The organism is Streptomyces sp. NPDC005266 (assembly GCF_040607655.1).
Lineage (GTDB): Bacteria > Actinomycetota > Actinomycetes > Streptomycetales > Streptomycetaceae > Streptomyces.
In genome coordinates this window covers 335,516-352,203 of record NZ_JBEXHC010000003.1, presented here as the reverse complement: position 1 = coordinate 352,203, position 16,688 = coordinate 335,516, and the positions used below count along the sequence as shown (strand labels likewise).

Sequence of the window (16,688 nt, the reverse complement as noted above, 5' to 3'; positions counted from 1 at the left end):
CCTGTCCTTGTCTGCCGTCCATCGGGGCACCTGACATGTAATCGACATCCGGCCGACACGCCGGCCCCTGCGGCCCCTCACACCACGCTGTCGCCCTCTTCTGTACGGGAGTTGACTCGCGCTACCGTCCGCCCGTGCTGCTACAGAGCCGGAAACCCCGGATCCCCTGGACCACACTCATCCTGTCGGCGGTCACCGCACTGGTCGCCGCCGCCATATCGCTGCTGCCCCCGCTCGGCACACCGGCCGCACATGCCGCCACCGCCCGGGAGAGCAGACCCGTGTACTCCTACCAGGACGCCATACGCGAGTCCGTATGGGTGGACACCACGATCGACGGCGACACGGACGGAAGGACCGACCGTGTCGCCGTCGACATCGTCCGGCCGCGCGAACCCGCGCAGCAGGGCCGCCGGATCCCCGTCATCATGGACGCCAGTCCGTACTACTCCTGCTGCGGGCGCGGCAACGAGCACCAGACCAAGACCTATGACGCCGCGGGGAATCCCCTCCTGTTCCCGCTCTTCTACGACAACTACTTCGTGCCGCGCGGCTACGCCACCGTCCTGGTCGACCTCGCCGGGACCAACCGCTCCGACGGCTGTGTGGACATCGGCGGCCGGTCCGACATCCAGTCCGCCAAGGCCGTCGTCGACTGGCTGAACGGCCGGGCGAGGGCATACACCGCCCGCACCGGTGGCACGGCCGTCAAGGCGAGCTGGTCCAACGGCGTCACCGGCATGATCGGCAAGAGCTACGACGGCACCATCGCCAACGGTGTGGCCGCCACCGGGGTCAAGGGGCTCAAGACCGTCGTGCCGATCGGCGCCATCTCCTCCTGGTACGACTACTACTTCGCCAAGGGCGCCGCGCTCTTCGACTCCGGCCCCGACGGCCTCTCGGACACCGTCGAGAGCGACGGCGCGCACGCCCGCTGCGCCGCCGTACAGAAACGTCTCATCGACGGCGCCCCGCGCAACGGCGACTGGACCGGCCTGTGGAGCGCCCGCGACTATGTACCCGACGTCCGTAAGGTGCGGGCCAGCGTCTTCGCCGTGCACGGCGCGCAGGACCTCAACGTCCGCACCAAGCACCTCGGGCAGTGGTGGAACGCGCTGGCGCACGCCGGTGTGGAGCGCAAGATCTGGCTCTCCGGGACGGGGCATGTCGATCCCTTCGACTTCCGGCGCGGCGAGTGGGTGCGCACCCTGCACCGCTGGTTCGACCACTACCTCCTCGGCATCGACAACGGCATCGAGCGCGAGCCGATGGCCGATGTCGAACGCGGCCCGGACCAGTGGTCAACCGATCGCGTCTGGCCCCCGGCAGCCGGCCGGCAGACCATCCTGCGTCCTCGCGACGGCGCTGACCCCGGCGTTGGCGTCCTGGGAACCCAGCGGGCCGAGCCCGGCGCGACCGCGTCCTTCACCGACGACCCCCGGCTGAGCGAGGCGGACTGGGCGGCGCGTATCGACACCCCGACCCCGGACAAGGCGGGCTTCACCACCGGTCCGCTCACCAAGGACCTGCGGCTGTCCGGCTCCGGCACGGTGACCGTCACCGCCACGCCCTCCACCACCAGCGCCCATCTCTCGGCGGTCCTGGTCGACCTCGGCCCGGCCACCATCCGTGACTACACCGGGGACGGTGAGGGGATCGTCACCCTTGACCGCCGCACCTGCTGGGGCAGCAGTACGGCGGGCGACAGCGCCTGCTTCAAGGAGACCGCGGCGGACACGGCGAACGTCGACTACACGGTCTTCAGCCGCGGCTGGGCCGACCTCGGCCACTACGCGGGCGACGGCACGGGCCGCCCGCTGATGCCCGGCAGGGCGTACACCCTCACCCTCGACCTGGCCGCCACCGACCATGTCGTCCCGGCCGGCCACCGGCTCGCCCTGATCATCGCCGGCACTGACGCGGGCCTCCTCGAACCGCCGTCCACCACTCCCCGCCTGACGGTGGACCTGCCCCGCACCTTTGCCCGTCTCCCACTGGTGGGCGGCGCGCCGAAGACCTCGGCCTCCGGTCGGCACACGGGCGCCGGTTCGCCCCTGAAGGGCGTACGGGCCCCGCGTCAGCAGCCGCCGATCCCGTTCGCGTCCGCGCACGACTGACGGACCGAGCCGGCCCCGCCGGCCAGGCCCCGCCACCCCGCGCAGTCCCCCACCCCCTGACCGAGGAGGCCCGCACGTGTTCTCGTCATCACCCCTCATCCGCACCGCCGCCTGTGGCGCTGTCGGCGTCCTGTTGACCGGGTCGTTCCTCACCGGGCCCGCGCGGGCCGAGGTGCGGGCGCCGCGGACCGGATTCGAGGTCAGCCACGGGGCGCGGTGGACCACACAGGGGGAGGAGACGGACTTCCTCGCGGCGGTCGACAAGGCGAGCTCGCGCGTCGCCGTCGACCGGATCGGGGCCACCGCGCAAGGGCGGCCGCTGCGGCTGGTGCGGATCGGCGCACCAGCCGCGCCTGCCGATCCGGCCGAGGCAGCCCGGGGCAACTCGCTGTTGCTCATCTGCTCCCAGCACGGCGACGAGCCCTCGGGGCGCGAAGCCTGCCTGACCACCATCCGCGACCTCGCCTACTCCAAGGACCGCCGCATGCGCCGCTTCCTGGAGCGCACCACCGTGCTCGTCGTGCCGACCGTCAACCCCGACGGCCGAGCCGCCGACACCCGCGGCAACGCCCAGGGCGTGGACATCAACCGCGACCACATCGCCCTCACCACCGCCGAGGGCCGCGCGATGGCGGCCGTCATCCGGGACTGGCGGCCGGATACGGTCTATGACCTGCACGAGTACGGGGCCACCGTCCCGTACTACATGAAGGACCTGCTGGCCCTGTGGCCGCGCAACCTCAACACCGCGGGCGATGTGCGCCAGGAGGCGCGGATCCTGTCGGACGACTACGTACGGCCGCGCACCGAGGCCGCGGGCTACAGCACCGGGGTGTACGGCATCTGGACCGACCCCGAGACGGGCGAGCCGGTCAAGCAGGTCGCGGGCGACGGCCAGGAGCGGATCCTGCGGAACACCGCGGGCGTCAAGAACTCCGTCGGCCTGCTCGTCGAAACCCGCGTCGACCCGCTCAGCGACGCCGAGAAGGCAGATCCCGCCCTGAACAACCGGCGCCGGGTCGGCTCCCAGCTCGCCGCGCTGAAGGACGGCGCCTTCCGCTTCGCGGACCGGCGACGCACCCGGATCGAGGCCGCCACCACGGCGGCACGGCTGGCCGGTTACGCGGACCGGGGCCCGGTCTACCTCGGGGGAGCGGACAACGACCCCGCGGGTGCGGACGCGATCCTGAAGGACCCGCCGTGCGGCTACCGGCTGGACGCCGCGCAGTACGGCAAGGTGCAGGACGAACTCGCCCTGCACGGGGTGACCGTGCGTCCCGGGCCCGGCCAGGGCGGCGGCGTCCTCGTACCGCTGCGCCAGCCGCTCCGTGCCCTCGTCCCGCTGCTGCTGGACGGCCGCTCCACGTTCCACCTCACCGCCGGGCGGCCGGTGGACACCTGCTGACACGCGGGGCCGCGCGGGCGGGACAGGGGCAGGAGAGCACGTCGGAGCACCGGCCCGCCGGGCCGGTGGCATGTGTCTCCGGGTGCTGGGGTAACCGAACGCACGAGAAGTACGACGGCGACTTGGAGATCCGCATCGGCCCGGCGGCCCCGGCCGGGGCCGCCGGCTCGGCCGGGGCCGGCCGAGCCGGATTCCACGAACGGCTCGGACGCCTCAGCCAACCCCGCCGAGGCGGGCGTCCGGGCCGACCGGGCCCCGGCGACCAAGGCGCCGTAGCCCTGCGGGGCGACGCCGGATCGGATGGGCTGGGCCCCGCCCGCCGCGTGCCGCGCCCCATCCGCCGCGGCCCATCCGCCGCGGCCCATCCGCGCCCCGCGGACACCCCGTCGGGCCAGTCCCGCCGTCCGGCCTCGCCGTGACGGCGGGCAACTGCCCTGCCCGCCCGGCCTGTAGGCCGTCCGGACGGTGCCAGGAGCGGTCGGTTGTCCGGTCCGGGCCACCGAGTTTGCCCGGCGCGCTGCCGGGCCCGGGCGGCGTACGGGCCGAGGGCAGCAGCCGTCGCTGCCGTCATTCCACCGCGAGACCGCCGAGGCGGGCGGCGTCGCGGGCGCAGCCCCAGGCGACCGTGACGCCCGCGCCGCCGTGGCCGTAGTTGTGGACGCAGCGCCCGCCGCCCGGCAACTCTTGCGTCTCCAGCCGCACCCGCGACCGCGCCGGCCGCAGCCCCACCCGGTGGGCCAGGACGCGGGCGTGCGCCACCTTGGGGTGGACGCGGGCGCAACGCGCCACGATGGCCTCCGCCGTCGCGGGATCCGGCTCCAGGCTCCAGGCGTTCTCCCGCGCGGTGCCGCCGAGCACCAGGCCGTACGGCTGCGGCAGCGCGTACAGCGTGTCCGGCGAGTGGGGAGCCGCGGCCACCAGCCACTCCTCCACGCCCGGGTTCTCCACGACCACCAGCTGCCCCTGCACCGGGTGCACCTCGGCGTCGGGCACCAGCTCCCGCGCGCCCAGGCCCGTGCAATTGACGACGAGCGGTGCGGCCCGGCCGGCCTCGGCGAGTGAGGTCACGGTCCGTTCCTCGACCGTTCCGCCCGCGGCCTCCAGCCGTTGCCGCAGATAGCCGAGGTACGTCGGCATGTCGACCAGCGGGACGCGGGCCCGCAGGCCCACCGCGAAGCCGTCCGGCAGCTCGTCGGGGCGCGCCTGCCGCAGCCCCGGCAGGGCCGCCGCCCACGCCCCCAGGTTCCCGGTGCCGATGCCCGCCTGTGTCCCCTCGACCAGCCGGACCCCTGTCTCCGCGGGACGCTGGGCCAGTGCGGTCAGGGTGTGCAGCGTCCGTACGGACCAGATCGTCACCTGCTCCTCCGGCTCGATGCGGTACGGCCACCACAGCCCTCCGGCCACGGCCGACGTGGTGCGCCCGGCCGGTTCCCGGCTCCACACCGCTACCTGCCGACCCCCCTCGGCGAGCACGATGGCGCTGGTCAGGCCGATGACCCCACTGCCGACGACGATCGCATCGCATGTCATGTGCGGAGGTTATCGCCGGGGTGGAGGGGGCCCGCCGGCCCCTCCACGGCACTGGCCCGCCAGACCGGCCCCGCGCTCCGGATTCATCCCTTGTGCCGCTGTGCAGGCGAGTCGCAGTCGTGGTGCCGCAAAGTGGGAATACTTGGGGCATGACCCCCACGTACGTGACCTTCGGGCTGGTGCCGGCGGTGCGCGCCGGCGGTGTCCTGACCAATGGCACGTACCAAATGCACCGCGATTTCCTGGACTTCGTGGTGGACGGCCGGCCGCTGCTGCGGCGCCTCGCCGACCTCGACGCGGTCTCGCCGCTCGCCTCCGACCTCGGCCCGTCCATCTTCCCGGAGCAGGTCCGCAGGCTGCTGCTGGAGAGCGACGCGCCGTTGGAGGGCGGCCGGTTCGTGATCTACGGCTGCCCGGAGTGCGAGGGGCTGGAGTGCGGGGCCGTCACCGCGGTGATCGAACGGGACGGGGCGGACTTCGTCTGGCGGGATTTCGTCTGGCAGACGGACGAGAGCCCCGACGTCGACCTCAACGGCTACCAGGGCATCGGCCCGTACCGCTTCCGCGGCGAGCAGTACCGCGCCGCCCTGGAGCGGCTGCTGCTCGCCGAGGGCGCCCACGAGGTCCCGGCCGGCCCGCGGGTGCTGCTCATCGGGCAGCGCGCGGCCGTCCTCGCCAAGCTCGCCGCGGCGCTGCGGCGCATCGGCATCGGCGCCGAGATCACCCTCGACGCGGTGGGGGCGCTCGCTGAGGAGCTGCGGAAGTACGGCGCGGTGGTCTTCGGGTGGACGGTGGGCCAGGAGGAGCGCGACGCCGTACGGGACGCCTTCGCGGCCGCGCGCTCCCAGGCCGTCCTGGTGACCGCGCTCGCCCCCATCGTCCCCCTGCTCGTCGCCCAGGTCGAACAGGCCCTGGACCGCACCCCCTACGACCGCCGCCGCCTCGTCGGCCTCACGATGGGCTGCGGCGAGGCGGTGGTGGAGGTGACCTCCGAGTGCCGGGTCCGGCTGGTCGCCCACCGGCTCGACCGACTCTCCCGCGCGCATGCGCATGAGCTCTTCGACGCCTGGCTGGAGCCGGGGGTCCATCGGATTCCCCTGGAGGCGCGGGCGGTGCGGGGCCAGTCGTTCGTGGTGGCCCGCACGAGCGACGCGGTCCTGGTGACGCCGGTGGTCCGCTAGGCCGGTGGTCCGCGGGTGGCGCCCCGGCCCCGTCCGGGCGAGGGAAAATCCACGGCAGGCGGCAGCCGACGGCGACTAGGATCGGCCCTCTGATGACTGCCACTCTCGTCGCCAAGGACCTCGCCGCCGCACAGGGCGACCGCACCCTCTTCTCCGGGCTCGACCTCGTCGTCGCCCCGGGCGAAGTCATCGGGCTTGTCGGCGTCAACGGTGCGGGCAAGTCCACCCTGCTGCGCCTGCTTGCCGGCCTCACCGACCCCGATCAGGGGGCCGTACGCCTCAGCCCGCCGCACGCCACTGTGGGTCACCTGCCGCAGGAGCCCGAGCGGCGGCCGGGAGAGACCGTACGGGGGTTCCTGGCCCGCCGTACCGGGGTCGCGGCCGCGCAGGCCGAGCTCGACGCCGCCACCCAGGCACTCGTCGACGCCGCGCCCGGCGCGGACGACGCCTACGCCACCGCCCTGGAGCGCTGGCTCTCCCTGGGCGCCGCCGACCTCGACGAGCGGGCCGACGAGGTCGCCGCCTCGCTCGGGCTCGACGTCTCCCTGGACCGCCCCATGACCGGCCTCTCGGGCGGACAGGCGGCGCGCGCCGGGCTCGCCTCGCTCCTCCTCTCCCGGTACGACGTCTTCCTGCTCGACGAGCCCACCAACGACCTCGATCACGACGGACTCCAGCGCCTCGAGACCTTCGTCGGCGGACTGCGCGCCGGTACGGTGCTCGTCAGCCACGACCGCGAATTCCTCGCCCGCACGGTCGACAAGGTGCTCGAACTCGACCTTGTCCAGCAGCGGGTGAATCTCTTCGGCGGCGGCTACGAGGCATACCTGGAGGAGCGGGAGACGGCACGCCGCCACGCCCGCGAACGCTTCCAGGAATACGCGGACACCCGCGCCACCCTGGAGGCCCGGGCCCGCACCCAGCGCGCCTGGATGGAGAAGGGCGTCAAGAACGCCCGCCGCAAGGCCACCGACGGCGACAAGATCGGGCGCAACGCCCGGGTCGAGGCCACCGAGAAGCAGGCTGCCAAGGCACGCCAGACCGACCGGCTGATCGAGCGGCTGGACGTGGTCGAGGAGCCGCGCAAGGAGTGGGAGCTGCGGATGGAGATCGCCGCGGCGCCGCGCGCGGGCGCGGTCGTGGCGACCCTGCGCGGCGCCGAGGCACGGCGCGGCGACTTCCGCTTCGGCCCGGTCGACCTCCAGATCGACTGGGCCGACCGGGTCGCGGTGACCGGAGCGAACGGCTCCGGAAAGTCCACCCTGCTCGCCGCCCTCCTCGGCCGCCTCCCACTGGACGCGGGCGCGGCGGCGCTCGGCCCCGGTGTGGTGGTCGGCGAGGTCGACCAGGCACGCGCGCTCTTCTTCGGGCGCGAGTCACTGCTGGAGGCATTCGGCGCGGCGGTGCCGGAGCTGGCGCCCGCCGACGTACGGACGCTCCTGGCCAAGTTCGGCCTCAAGGCCGACCATGTGCTGCGGCCCGCCGCCACGCTGTCCCCGGGGGAGCGGACCCGTTCGGCACTGGCGCTCCTCCAGGCGCGCGGGGTCAACCTCCTGGTCCTCGACGAGCCCACCAACCACCTGGACCTGCCGGCCATCGAGCAACTCGAGTCGGCCCTGGCCTCCTACACCGGCACTCTGCTCCTGGTCACCCACGACCGCCGCATGCTCGACGCGGTCCACACCACCCGCCGTCTCCAGGTGACGAACGGCCACGTCACCGAAGCGTGAGCGCTGCCGGGACGGCGGGATCCGGACGGCGCGCCCCGGCGGGGCGGCCGATTGCGGGCCGCCCCGGTCGCGGTGCCGGCCGTCCGGGCCGGCACCGCGACCGGCACCGCATCGTCCGGAGGGCTACCGCTTCTTGGGGTCCAGCAGACCCGCCCGCCGCAGTGCGTCCGCCATCGCGCCGTTCGCCGGGGCCGCGTCGCGGCCACCGCCGCCGCCGCGCTGGGCGCCGCGGGAGGAGCCACGGCTGCCGCCCTGGCGCTGCTGCGGGGCACCGCGCTTCGGGCCGCGCTCGCCGCGCTCGCCGCGCTCGCCTCGGTCCCGGCCGCCGCTGGGTGCCGCGCCCGCCTCGTCGTCCAGACGCAGCGTCAGCGAGATGCGCTTGCGGGGGATGTCGATGTCCAGGACCTTCACCCGCACGATGTCGCCCGGCTTCACCACATCCCGCGGGTCCTTGACGAACGTCTTGGACATCGCGGACACATGCACCAAACCGTCCTGATGCACGCCGACATCCACAAACGCGCCGAATGCCGCGACATTGGTGACGACGCCCTCCAGGATCATCCCCGACGTGAGGTCGCCGATCTTCTCGACGCCCTCCTTGAAGGTCGCGGTCTTGAAGGCGGGGCGCGGGTCGCGGCCCGGCTTCTCCAGCTCCTTCAGGATGTCGGTGACGGTCGGCAGCCCGAAGGCGTCGTCCACGAAGTCGCCCGGCCGCAGGCCCCGCAGCACCGCCGTGTTGCCGATCAGCGTGCTCACCTCGCCGCCCGCCTCGGCGACCATCCGCCGCACCACCGGGTATGCCTCGGGGTGGACGCTGGACGCGTCGAGCGGGTCGTCGCCGCCGCGGATGCGCAGGAAGCCCGCGCACTGTTCGTAGGCCTTGGGGCCGAGCCGGGCCACGTCCTTGAGCCGCTTACGGCTGCGGAAGGGGCCGTTGGCGTCGCGGTGGGCGACGATGTTCTCCGCCAGTCCGCTGCCGATGCCGGAGACCCGGCTGAGCAGCGGGGCGGAGGCGGTGTTGACGTCCACCCCGACACCGTTCACACAGTCCTCGACCACGGCGTCCAGCGAGCGCGAGAGCTTCACCTCGGACAGGTCGTGCTGATACTGACCGACGCCGATCGACTTCGGATCGATCTTGACCAGCTCCGCGAGCGGATCCTGGAGCCGACGGGCGATGGACACGGCGCCGCGCAGCGAGACATCGAGATCCGGCAGTTCCTGCGAGGCGAAGGCCGAGGCGGAGTACACGGAGGCGCCCGCCTCCGAGACCATCACCTTGGTGAGCTTCAGCTCCGGATGCTTTTCGCACAGCTCGCCCGCGAGCTTGTCGGTCTCGCGGGACGCCGTGCCGTTGCCGATCGCGATCAGCTCGACATCGTGCTCCCGCGCGAGCCGCGCAAGCTTGTCGAGGGCCTCGTGCCACTGGTTGCGGGGGACATGCGGGTAGATCGTGTCGGTCGCGGCCACCTTGCCCGTCGCATCGACGACCGCCACCTTCACGCCCGTACGGAAACCGGGGTCCAGGCCCATCGTGGCGCGCGTGCCCGCCGGGGCGGCGAGCAGCAGATCGCGCAGATTGGCGGCGAAGACACGGACGGCCTCGTCCTCGGCGGTCTGCCGCAGCCGCAGCCGCAGATCGATGCCGAGGTGCACCAACACGCGGGTGCGCCAGGCCCAGCGCACCGCGTCGGCCAGCCACTTGTCGGCCGGACGGCCCCGGTCCGCGATGCCGAAGCGCCGGGCGATGGACCGCTCGTACGACGTGGGGCCGGGCTCGTCGGACGGCTCCTCCGGCTCCAGGGTGACGTCGAGGACCTCCTCCTTCTCGCCGCGGAACATCGCCAGCACCCGGTGCGAGGGCAGCTCGGTGAACGGCTCGGCGAAGTCGAAGTAGTCGGCGAACTTCGCGCCCGCCTCCTCCTTGCCCTCCCGCACCTTGGTGACGACCCGGCCGCGCGACCACATGCGCTCACGCAGGTCGCCGATGAGATCCGCGTCCTCCCCGAACCGCTCGGTGAGGATGGCCCGCGCGCCCTCCAGCGCGGCGGCGGGGTCCGCGACGCCCTTCTCCGGATCCACAAAGGCCGCCGCGGCGGTCGTCGGCTCCACGGTCGGGTCACCGAGCAGCCCGTCCGCGAGCGGCTCCAGACCGGCCTCGCGGGCGATCTGCGCCTTCGTGCGCCGCTTCGGCTTGAAGGGGAGGTAGATGTCCTCCAGCCGGGCCTTGGAGTCGGCGGCGAGGATCTGCGCCTGCAGCGCCTCGTCCAACTTGCCCTGCGAACGGACCGAGTCGAGGATCGCGGTGCGCCGCTCCTCCAGCTCCCGCAGATAGCGCAGCCGCTCCTCCAGGGAGCGCAGCTGCGCATCGTCGAGCATCTCCGTCGCTTCCTTGCGGTAGCGCGCGATGAACGGCACGGTAGAGCCGCCGTCGAGCAGCTCGACGGCGGCTTTGACCTGCCGTTCCCGTACGCCGAGTTCCTCGGCGATCCTGCCTTCGATGGACGTCGTCACGATCACGCTCCGCTTTCGGTCTGCACTGCCTTTGCATTGTGGCAGGTGGCACTGACGAAGCGGTCGCGGCCGACGTATTCCGGCGGGCCGGGAGAGTCGGAGACGGGTGTCAGACGTGCCTGCGGCGGGTCGAGTCCGAGGCTCCGCCGAAGAGACGGGCCACCGCACGGAAAGGCAAGGTCACGACGGCGGCGAGCGTGGATCCAATGGCTCGGAGCACATCGGCGACGGCGCGGAACACAAGGGCCTCCTCAGGTCGGGTCGGATTGGCGTCGGACCGGCAGCCGCCGGGCGCCGTACGCACGCGGAGCACGGGCAGGCGCCGGCGTACGCGGCGCGCGGTTGGGGCGCCCGGTGAGGGGCGGCCGATCGCGCACGACAGTCGGGTATCCGGCGAGACGGGTGGCAAACCCCGGGCGCACTCTCTCGATCACGTCAGCCGTTCGCGGGGACGCGCTTGGCGGCACCTGGCCCGCGTGGCGCGGCGGCACCGCCCTTCCCCGTTCCGCCTGGTCCGGCCCGTCGCGGTCCGCGCCGGGCTCGGTGGGGCGGGCCGTCGGGAGGTGCCAGGCTCAGCCCTTGCCGATGAGGTTCGCCGGGAACGCGCCACCCTCCATGGCCGCCTTCGTGAAGGCTCCGGCCAGCTCCGTCAGCCGAGCCACGCCTGCCGCGCCCAGGTGCTCGTACGGTGCCGCGTCCAGTCGGTCGGTCTCGTCCTCCAGCGCCTGGCGCAGCTCCGTACCCGCGTCCGTCAGCTCGTTGTCGGCGGTGAGCAGGCCGCGCTCGCGCAGCCGTTCCTGGCCCGCCGCCCACTCCTCGGGGCTCCAGCCGCGGGTCCTCAGGACCCACTTGGGGGACATGCCCTTGCCGCTCGCCGCGTGGCTGGCCAGCGCCTCCACGCCGTCGAGGCCGGCGCGGACGAGCGTCATCAGGTGGCCGTCCCCGCGGTGCTCGCGCAGCAGCGTGGCGGCGTGCCAGAACGCCAGGTGCGGGGCGTCGGGGACGGGCAGATCGGCGTGGGCGGCGTACAGGGGGCGCGCGTAGCGCGAACACGCCTCGGTGGCGCGCAGCGCCAGCTCCGCGGCCTCGGCCATCTCCTTGGAGGCGATGGCGTCTTCGCCCAGCACCCGCCGCAGCACCGAGTCGGCCGCGCGCAGCCGGGCCTCCAGCGCGGCCTCGGGGGAGACCACGTCCCACGCGGCGGGTATATGGCGGGCGACCATCTCGTGCTTGAAGTTGTAGAAGGTCGCGGTGACGGTCCCCGCGCCCACCCGGCCGAACGCGGCCGCGCGGCCGACGAAGTAGACGGCTCCGCGCTCCTCCAGTCCCAGCTGGGCCAGCTCGTTCGCATAGTCCGGGGCGAAGTAGACGGCCGAGTGGAGCGGGTTTACGACGGTGTGGCAGCGGCGTGCGGCGCGCTCGGGGAGTGAGGTCATGGGCCACACGTTACCGACTGGTTGGTATGTCCGGAAGCCCCGGTTCCCGCCCCCGGTTCCCGCCCCCGGTTCCCGCCCCCGGTTCCCGCCCCCGGTTCCCGCCCCCGGTTCCCGCCCCCGGTTCCCGTCCCGGTTTCGCCCCCGGTTCCGGCCCCGGTTCCCGCCCCCGCCCCCGGTTCCCGTCCCGGTTCCTGCCCCCGCCCCCGGTTCCCGTCTCGGTTCCCGCCCCCGGTTCCGGCCCCCGCCCCAGCGTCGGGCGCGATCAGTCCACCGGCGGCGTCCACCCCGTCGGCGGGGTCCATCCGAAGCGCGGGGCGCGGCGGCCGCGGAAGGCGGCGATGCCCTCGCCGGCCTCCCCGCTCTCTCGCGCCTGCTCCTGCCAGTACGCCACCCGGCCCGGATCGGCGGGCCCGGTCGCGAACTCCTTCGCCGCCGCCTGTGTGAGCTGCGACCGGCTCACCAGCACCCGCGTGAACTCCCCGACCCGCTTGTCGAGCCCACCCGCCGGCAGCACCTCGTCCACCAGGCCGGTGCGCAGTGCCCGGTCGGTGTCGACCAGCTCACCCGAGAACAACAGGTACTTGGCGGCGCCCGGGCCGATCAGCTCCACAAGCCGGCGGGTGGAGCCCGGGGAGTAGACGATGCCCAGCTTGGCCGGGGTGATCCCGAAACGGGCGTCCTCCTCCGCGAACCGCAGATCGCAGGCGGCCGCCAGCTGGCAGCCGCCGCCCACGCAGTAGCCGCGCACCGCGGCGAGCGTCGGCTTGGGGAAGGCGGCCAGCGCCTCCTCGGCGGGCAGCGCGATCCCGGTGGTCTCCTCGTACGTCGAGCTGAGGGAGCCGATGTCCGCGCCCGCGCAGAAGGTGTCGCCGTCGCCGGTGAGCACCAGCGCCCGTACGGCGGGGTCGGCGGCGAGCCGGGTCAGCAGCGGGGGCAGTGCGCGCCACATGTCCGGGGTCATCGCATTGCGCTTGGCGGGATTGCTGATGACGACGGTCGCTATGCCGTCGGCGAGGGTGTGCTGCAGGCAGGGCTCCATGCGGCGGATCGTATCGGGGCGGCGCGAAGGTCCCCGGCGGGGGCGTCAGGCACCCGTCGCCTGCCCGGTCAAGGAATAGGCACCATGGTCGGAATCCAGGCGAGCAGGATCAGTCGAGCGCGTGACGGTGGCATACGCCAACGATCAAAAGCGGTCGATAAGCGATAAGTTGTAGTCACTTCGTCGGTCCGTACCAAAGCACTCCCAACACTCGACGGGAGTGGTCGAACCGTGGCGATGGGTGGGTATCGGACATGGAGATCGTCGGGAGAGTTCCCTCCGAACCGGGACATGCCCCGCCCCGCAGGCCGGTCGACCCGGTCGACTACGAAGGTGTGTGGCGGTTCACCGCCCCGGCCGTCGACTCCTCCGTGCCGCAGGCCCGGCACGCGGTGCGAGACCTGCTGATCAATCAGAGGGTGCCCGCCCATGACGATTTGGTGGAGAATCTGCTCCTGATCGTCTCCGAGTTGGTGACCAATGCCGTACGGCACGCCGCGCTGCTCTCCCCGGAGATCGCCGTGGAGGTCTCCATCAACCAGGACTGGGTGCGGGTGGCCGTCGAGGACAACCACCCGTACCGGCCGGTGGCCCTGATGGCGGACCAGGGCCGGACCGGCGGGCGGGGACTGCTACTGGTCCAGGTGCTCGCGGAGGAGGCGGGCGGTGTCTACGACGTGGACCACACGGCGAGCGGCGGCAAGGCCGTCTGGGCCGCGCTGCCCTTAAAACCGTGTCAGCCGCGGTTCGCCCCATAGCGAGGCCCGGGTCGACGCGGCGCCGACCGCCGCGATGACCGCGGCGCGGGCCATCGGCCGGGGGCTACCAGCCCGCCGCCGCCCCCGTGAGCTCGCGGACCGCCGGGCGGGCCGCGTCCAGCACGGTCATGAACCACGCCGAGAACGGGCCCTCCGTGCGCAGCCGCCCCAGCTCCTCGGGGGTGACGAAGGCGGTCTCGCCGATCTCGCGCGGGTCGGGGCGCGGGGCCTGTCGGACCAGTCCCACGAAGAGGTGGTTGTACTCCTGCTCCACCAGCCCGGAGGCCGGGTCCGGGTGGTTGTAGCGGACCGTGCCCGCCTCGCGCAGCAGCGCGGGCGCCACGCCCAGCTCCTCACCGGTGCGCCGGGCGGCGGCCACGAACGGCGACTCGCCGGGGTAGGGGTGGCCGCAGCAGGTGTTCGACCAGACGCCGGGGGAGTGGTACTTGCCCAGTGCCCGGCGCTGAAGCAGCAGTCGCCCCCGGTCGTCGAAGAGGAAGACGGAGAACGCCCGGTGCAGCCGGCCGGGCGCGAGGTGTGCGGAGAGTTTCTCCGCGGTGCCGATCGTGGTGCCGTCCTCGTCGACCAGCTCGAGCATGATCGGTTCCGTGGAACCGTCCGGCGCGGGGGGCGCGGCGGTCTCGGCGGAGCGGCCGTTGGGGGGTGTGATCGGCATGACCATCCTCATAGTTCCGACTCGTGAGCGTCCCAGTCTGCCGCATATGTGCCCCCGGGCGTGGTCAGTGGCACAGCTTTGCCTCGTGATCGGCATGCCCTCCGGGTTCCAGCTGGAACGTGCAGTGAGCTACGTCGAAGTGCTGCCCGAGACAGCCCTGGAGGGAGTGCAGCATCCGCTCGTGGCCGACGGAACCCAGCACTGTGGGACTGACCACCACATGCGCGGAGAGCACCGGCATACCCGAGGTGATGGTCCACACGTGTAGATCGTGCAGGCCCTCGACGCCGGGGAGGGCCAGGATATGGGCGCGTACGGCCTCCATGTCCACATCCCGCGGCGCCGCCTCCAGGAGGACGTTCAGCGTCTCGCGCAGCAGCCGGTACGTACGCGGGACGATCATGAGGCCGATCAGCAGCGAGGCGATCGGGTCGGCCGCCTGCCAGCCGGTCGTCAGGATGATCGCGGCCGACACCAGGACCGCGACCGAGCCGAGCGCGTCCGCCAGCACCTCCAGAAACGCGGCGTGGACGTTCAGACTCTCCCGCTGCCCGCCCATCAGCAGGGCCAGCGATACCGCGTTCGCCGCCAGGCCGATGGCGGCGAAGACGAGGGTCAGCCCGCCCTCGGTGGCGGCGGGGGAGAGGAGCCGCAGCACCGCCTCGTACAGGATGTAGCCGCCGACTCCGAGCAGCAGCAGACAGTTCCCGAGCGCCGCCAGGATCTCGGCGCGGGCGAAGCCATACGTACGGCGCGGGCTCGGCGGACGGCCCGCGAAGTGGATCGCCAGCAGCGCCATGGCCAGGCCCAGGGCGTCCGTCGCCATATGGCCCGCGTCCGCCAGCAGCGCGAGCGAGTCGGCCAGGAGGCCGCCGACGATCTCCACGGCCATCACGGTGAGCGTGATGCCCAGCGCGATCCGCAGCCGCCACTGATGGGCGGCGCCCGCGGTGGCGAGGGCGCGGCCGTGGCGGTGATCCGCGCCCCGGTGCGTACGGCCCGTGTGCGCATGGCCCATGTGCGGACGGCCTCCTCCCGCGCCGCGATCCCCTGTCACCAGTGAACTACGGCGGCGCTCCGCGGGCCCGGTCAGCCGCGCCGGGCCTCGGGGTGGTGCAGACACCACCCCTCCCACGCCGATTCCACCATCGCGCGCACCTCGTGCCGGGCGCTCCAGCTCAGCTCCTTGGCGATCAGCTCCGTCGATCCGACGACGCGTGCCGGATCGCCGGGCCGGCGCGGCTCCACGACCGGAGCGAGCTCCGGGCGGCCGGTGATCTCGCCGATCAGGTCGGCCATCTCGCGCACCGAGACGCCCTGTCCGGTGCCGATGTTCACGGTGAGGTCGCCCGGCTCCCGCCGCGCGGCCCGCTCGGCCAGCCGACGGGCCACGGCCAGATGCGCGGAGGCCAGGTCCTCGACATGGATGTAGTCGCGGATACAGGTGCCGTCCGGGGTGGGGTAGTCATCGCCGAAGATCCGCGGGGCCTCGCCGTGGGTGATCCGCTCGAACATCATCGGGATGATGTTGAACACTCCCGTGTCGGCCAGCTCGGGGCGGGTCGCACCGGCCACATTGAAGTAGCGCAGACACGCCGTCGACAGCGAGTGGGCCGCGCCCGCCGCCCTGACCAGCCACTCCCCGGCCAGCTTGGTCTCACCGTACGGATTCATCGGCAGACACGGAGTGTCCTCGGTGACAAGTTCCACATCGGGCATGCCGTAGACGGCGGCGGAGGAGGAGAAGAGGAAGCTCTCGAGGCCCGCCGCGACCGCCGCCTCCAGCAGCACCGTGAGCCCGTGCACATTCTCGCGGTAGTAGCGCAGCGGCTGCTCCACGGATTCCCCGACCTGCTTCTTCGCCGCGAGATGCACCACACCGCGCACGCCCAGCTCGGCGAACGTACGGTCCAGCAGCTCACGGTCGAGCGTGGACCCGCGCACCAGCGGGACGTCCTTGGGCAGTCGCTGCTCGGCGCCGCTGGACAGATCGTCGAGCACGGCCACCGGCTCACCCGCCTCGGCCATGGCCCGCACGACATGCGACCCGATATATCCGGCACCACCTGTGATCAGCCATGTCATGCCCGCACCCTATCCATCGGCGGTGGCGACGGCCGTTTGTCGGGGGCTGTCGCCATCCACCATGATGATCGTCGGCGCGCGGAAGCGTTCGTTCCCTCGATCGTGTGGTGAATGTGCGGTGAACGGGCGCTTCCATCGATCCGATAGCCTCTGCCGACGTGCCGCCCGCCCCACGCGGGGCTGGGGCGTGCGATGCCCGTTGCCCAGAGGGCCC

The 16,688-nt window shown here is 72.9% G+C and carries 13 protein-coding genes; 5 read left to right on the top strand and 8 right to left on the bottom strand.

Annotated features, from left to right (window positions below; translation table 11 throughout):
• Positions 1–134 precede the first annotated feature (134 nt).
• Positions 135–2,117 carry a Xaa-Pro dipeptidyl-peptidase gene (locus tag ABZU99_RS08060; protein ID WP_355955285.1) on the top strand — a complete coding sequence of 661 codons (1,983 nt, stop codon included), beginning with the start codon at positions 135–137 and terminating at the stop codon, positions 2,115–2,117.
• A gap of 130 nt (positions 2,118–2,247) precedes the next feature.
• The gene (locus ABZU99_RS08055) at positions 2,248–3,522 is read left to right on the top strand and encodes a M14 family metallocarboxypeptidase (protein ID WP_355955287.1); all 1,275 of its coding nucleotides are present in this window, start codon (positions 2,248–2,250) and stop codon (positions 3,520–3,522) included.
• A 567-nt stretch (positions 3,523–4,089) separates the two neighbouring features.
• Here ABZU99_RS08055 and ABZU99_RS08050 read toward each other — a convergent pair.
• Entirely contained in the window at positions 4,090–5,052 is a 963-nt protein-coding gene (locus ABZU99_RS08050; RefSeq protein WP_355940705.1) for an FAD-dependent oxidoreductase, read from the bottom strand.
• Positions 5,053–5,201: 149 nt separating this feature from the next.
• Here ABZU99_RS08050 and ABZU99_RS08045 point away from each other — a divergent pair, with 149 nt between their 5' ends.
• Both ABZU99_RS08045 and ABZU99_RS08040 read left to right on the top strand, forming a co-directional pair.
• A complete protein-coding gene (locus ABZU99_RS08045) occupies positions 5,202–6,233 on the top strand; it encodes an oxidoreductase (protein WP_355940708.1) in 1,032 nt (343 codons plus the stop codon).
• A 92-nt stretch (positions 6,234–6,325) separates the two neighbouring features.
• Positions 6,326–7,963: an ABC-F family ATP-binding cassette domain-containing protein gene (locus tag ABZU99_RS08040; protein WP_356043872.1), complete on the top strand. Its 1,638-nt coding sequence runs from the start codon at positions 6,326–6,328 to the stop codon at positions 7,961–7,963.
• A 123-nt stretch (positions 7,964–8,086) separates the two neighbouring features.
• Here ABZU99_RS08040 and ABZU99_RS08035 read toward each other — a convergent pair whose 3' ends face one another.
• The 4 genes from ABZU99_RS08035 to ABZU99_RS08020 form a co-directional block, all read right to left on the bottom strand.
• Positions 8,087–10,480: a Tex family protein gene (locus ABZU99_RS08035; protein ID WP_356043869.1), complete on the bottom strand. Its 2,394-nt coding sequence runs from the start codon at positions 10,478–10,480 to the stop codon at positions 8,087–8,089.
• A 109-nt stretch (positions 10,481–10,589) separates the two neighbouring features.
• Positions 10,590–10,721 carry an LPFR motif small protein gene (locus tag ABZU99_RS08030; RefSeq protein WP_355940715.1) on the bottom strand — a complete coding sequence of 44 codons (132 nt, stop codon included), beginning with the start codon at positions 10,719–10,721 and terminating at the stop codon, positions 10,590–10,592.
• Positions 10,722–11,052: 331 nt separating this feature from the next.
• Complete coding sequence (locus ABZU99_RS08025) at positions 11,053–11,916, bottom strand: hypothetical protein (RefSeq protein ID WP_355940718.1); 864 nt, start codon at positions 11,914–11,916, stop codon at positions 11,053–11,055.
• 262 nt (positions 11,917–12,178) lie between these two features.
• Complete coding sequence (locus ABZU99_RS08020) at positions 12,179–12,955, bottom strand: enoyl-CoA hydratase/isomerase family protein (protein WP_355940720.1); 777 nt, start codon at positions 12,953–12,955, stop codon at positions 12,179–12,181.
• 254 nt (positions 12,956–13,209) lie between these two features.
• Between ABZU99_RS08020 and ABZU99_RS08015 the strand changes: the two genes are divergently transcribed.
• Positions 13,210–13,713 carry an ATP-binding protein gene (locus ABZU99_RS08015; RefSeq protein WP_355940723.1) on the top strand — a complete coding sequence of 168 codons (504 nt, stop codon included), beginning with the start codon at positions 13,210–13,212 and terminating at the stop codon, positions 13,711–13,713.
• A 64-nt stretch (positions 13,714–13,777) separates the two neighbouring features.
• Here the strand turns inward: ABZU99_RS08015 and idi are convergent, their stop codons facing one another.
• From idi to galE, 3 genes are all read right to left on the bottom strand, one after another.
• Complete coding sequence (gene idi / locus ABZU99_RS08010) at positions 13,778–14,389, bottom strand: isopentenyl-diphosphate Delta-isomerase (protein WP_356043863.1); 612 nt, start codon at positions 14,387–14,389, stop codon at positions 13,778–13,780.
• 64 nt (positions 14,390–14,453) lie between these two features.
• Complete coding sequence (locus ABZU99_RS08005; protein ID WP_356043860.1) at positions 14,454–15,407, bottom strand: cation diffusion facilitator family transporter; 954 nt, start codon at positions 15,405–15,407, stop codon at positions 14,454–14,456.
• A gap of 71 nt (positions 15,408–15,478) precedes the next feature.
• On the bottom strand, positions 15,479–16,474 hold the full coding sequence (gene galE, locus ABZU99_RS08000; RefSeq protein WP_356043857.1) for a UDP-glucose 4-epimerase GalE: 996 nt from the start codon (positions 16,472–16,474) through the stop codon (positions 15,479–15,481).
• Between the last annotated feature and the right edge of the window lie 214 nt (positions 16,475–16,688).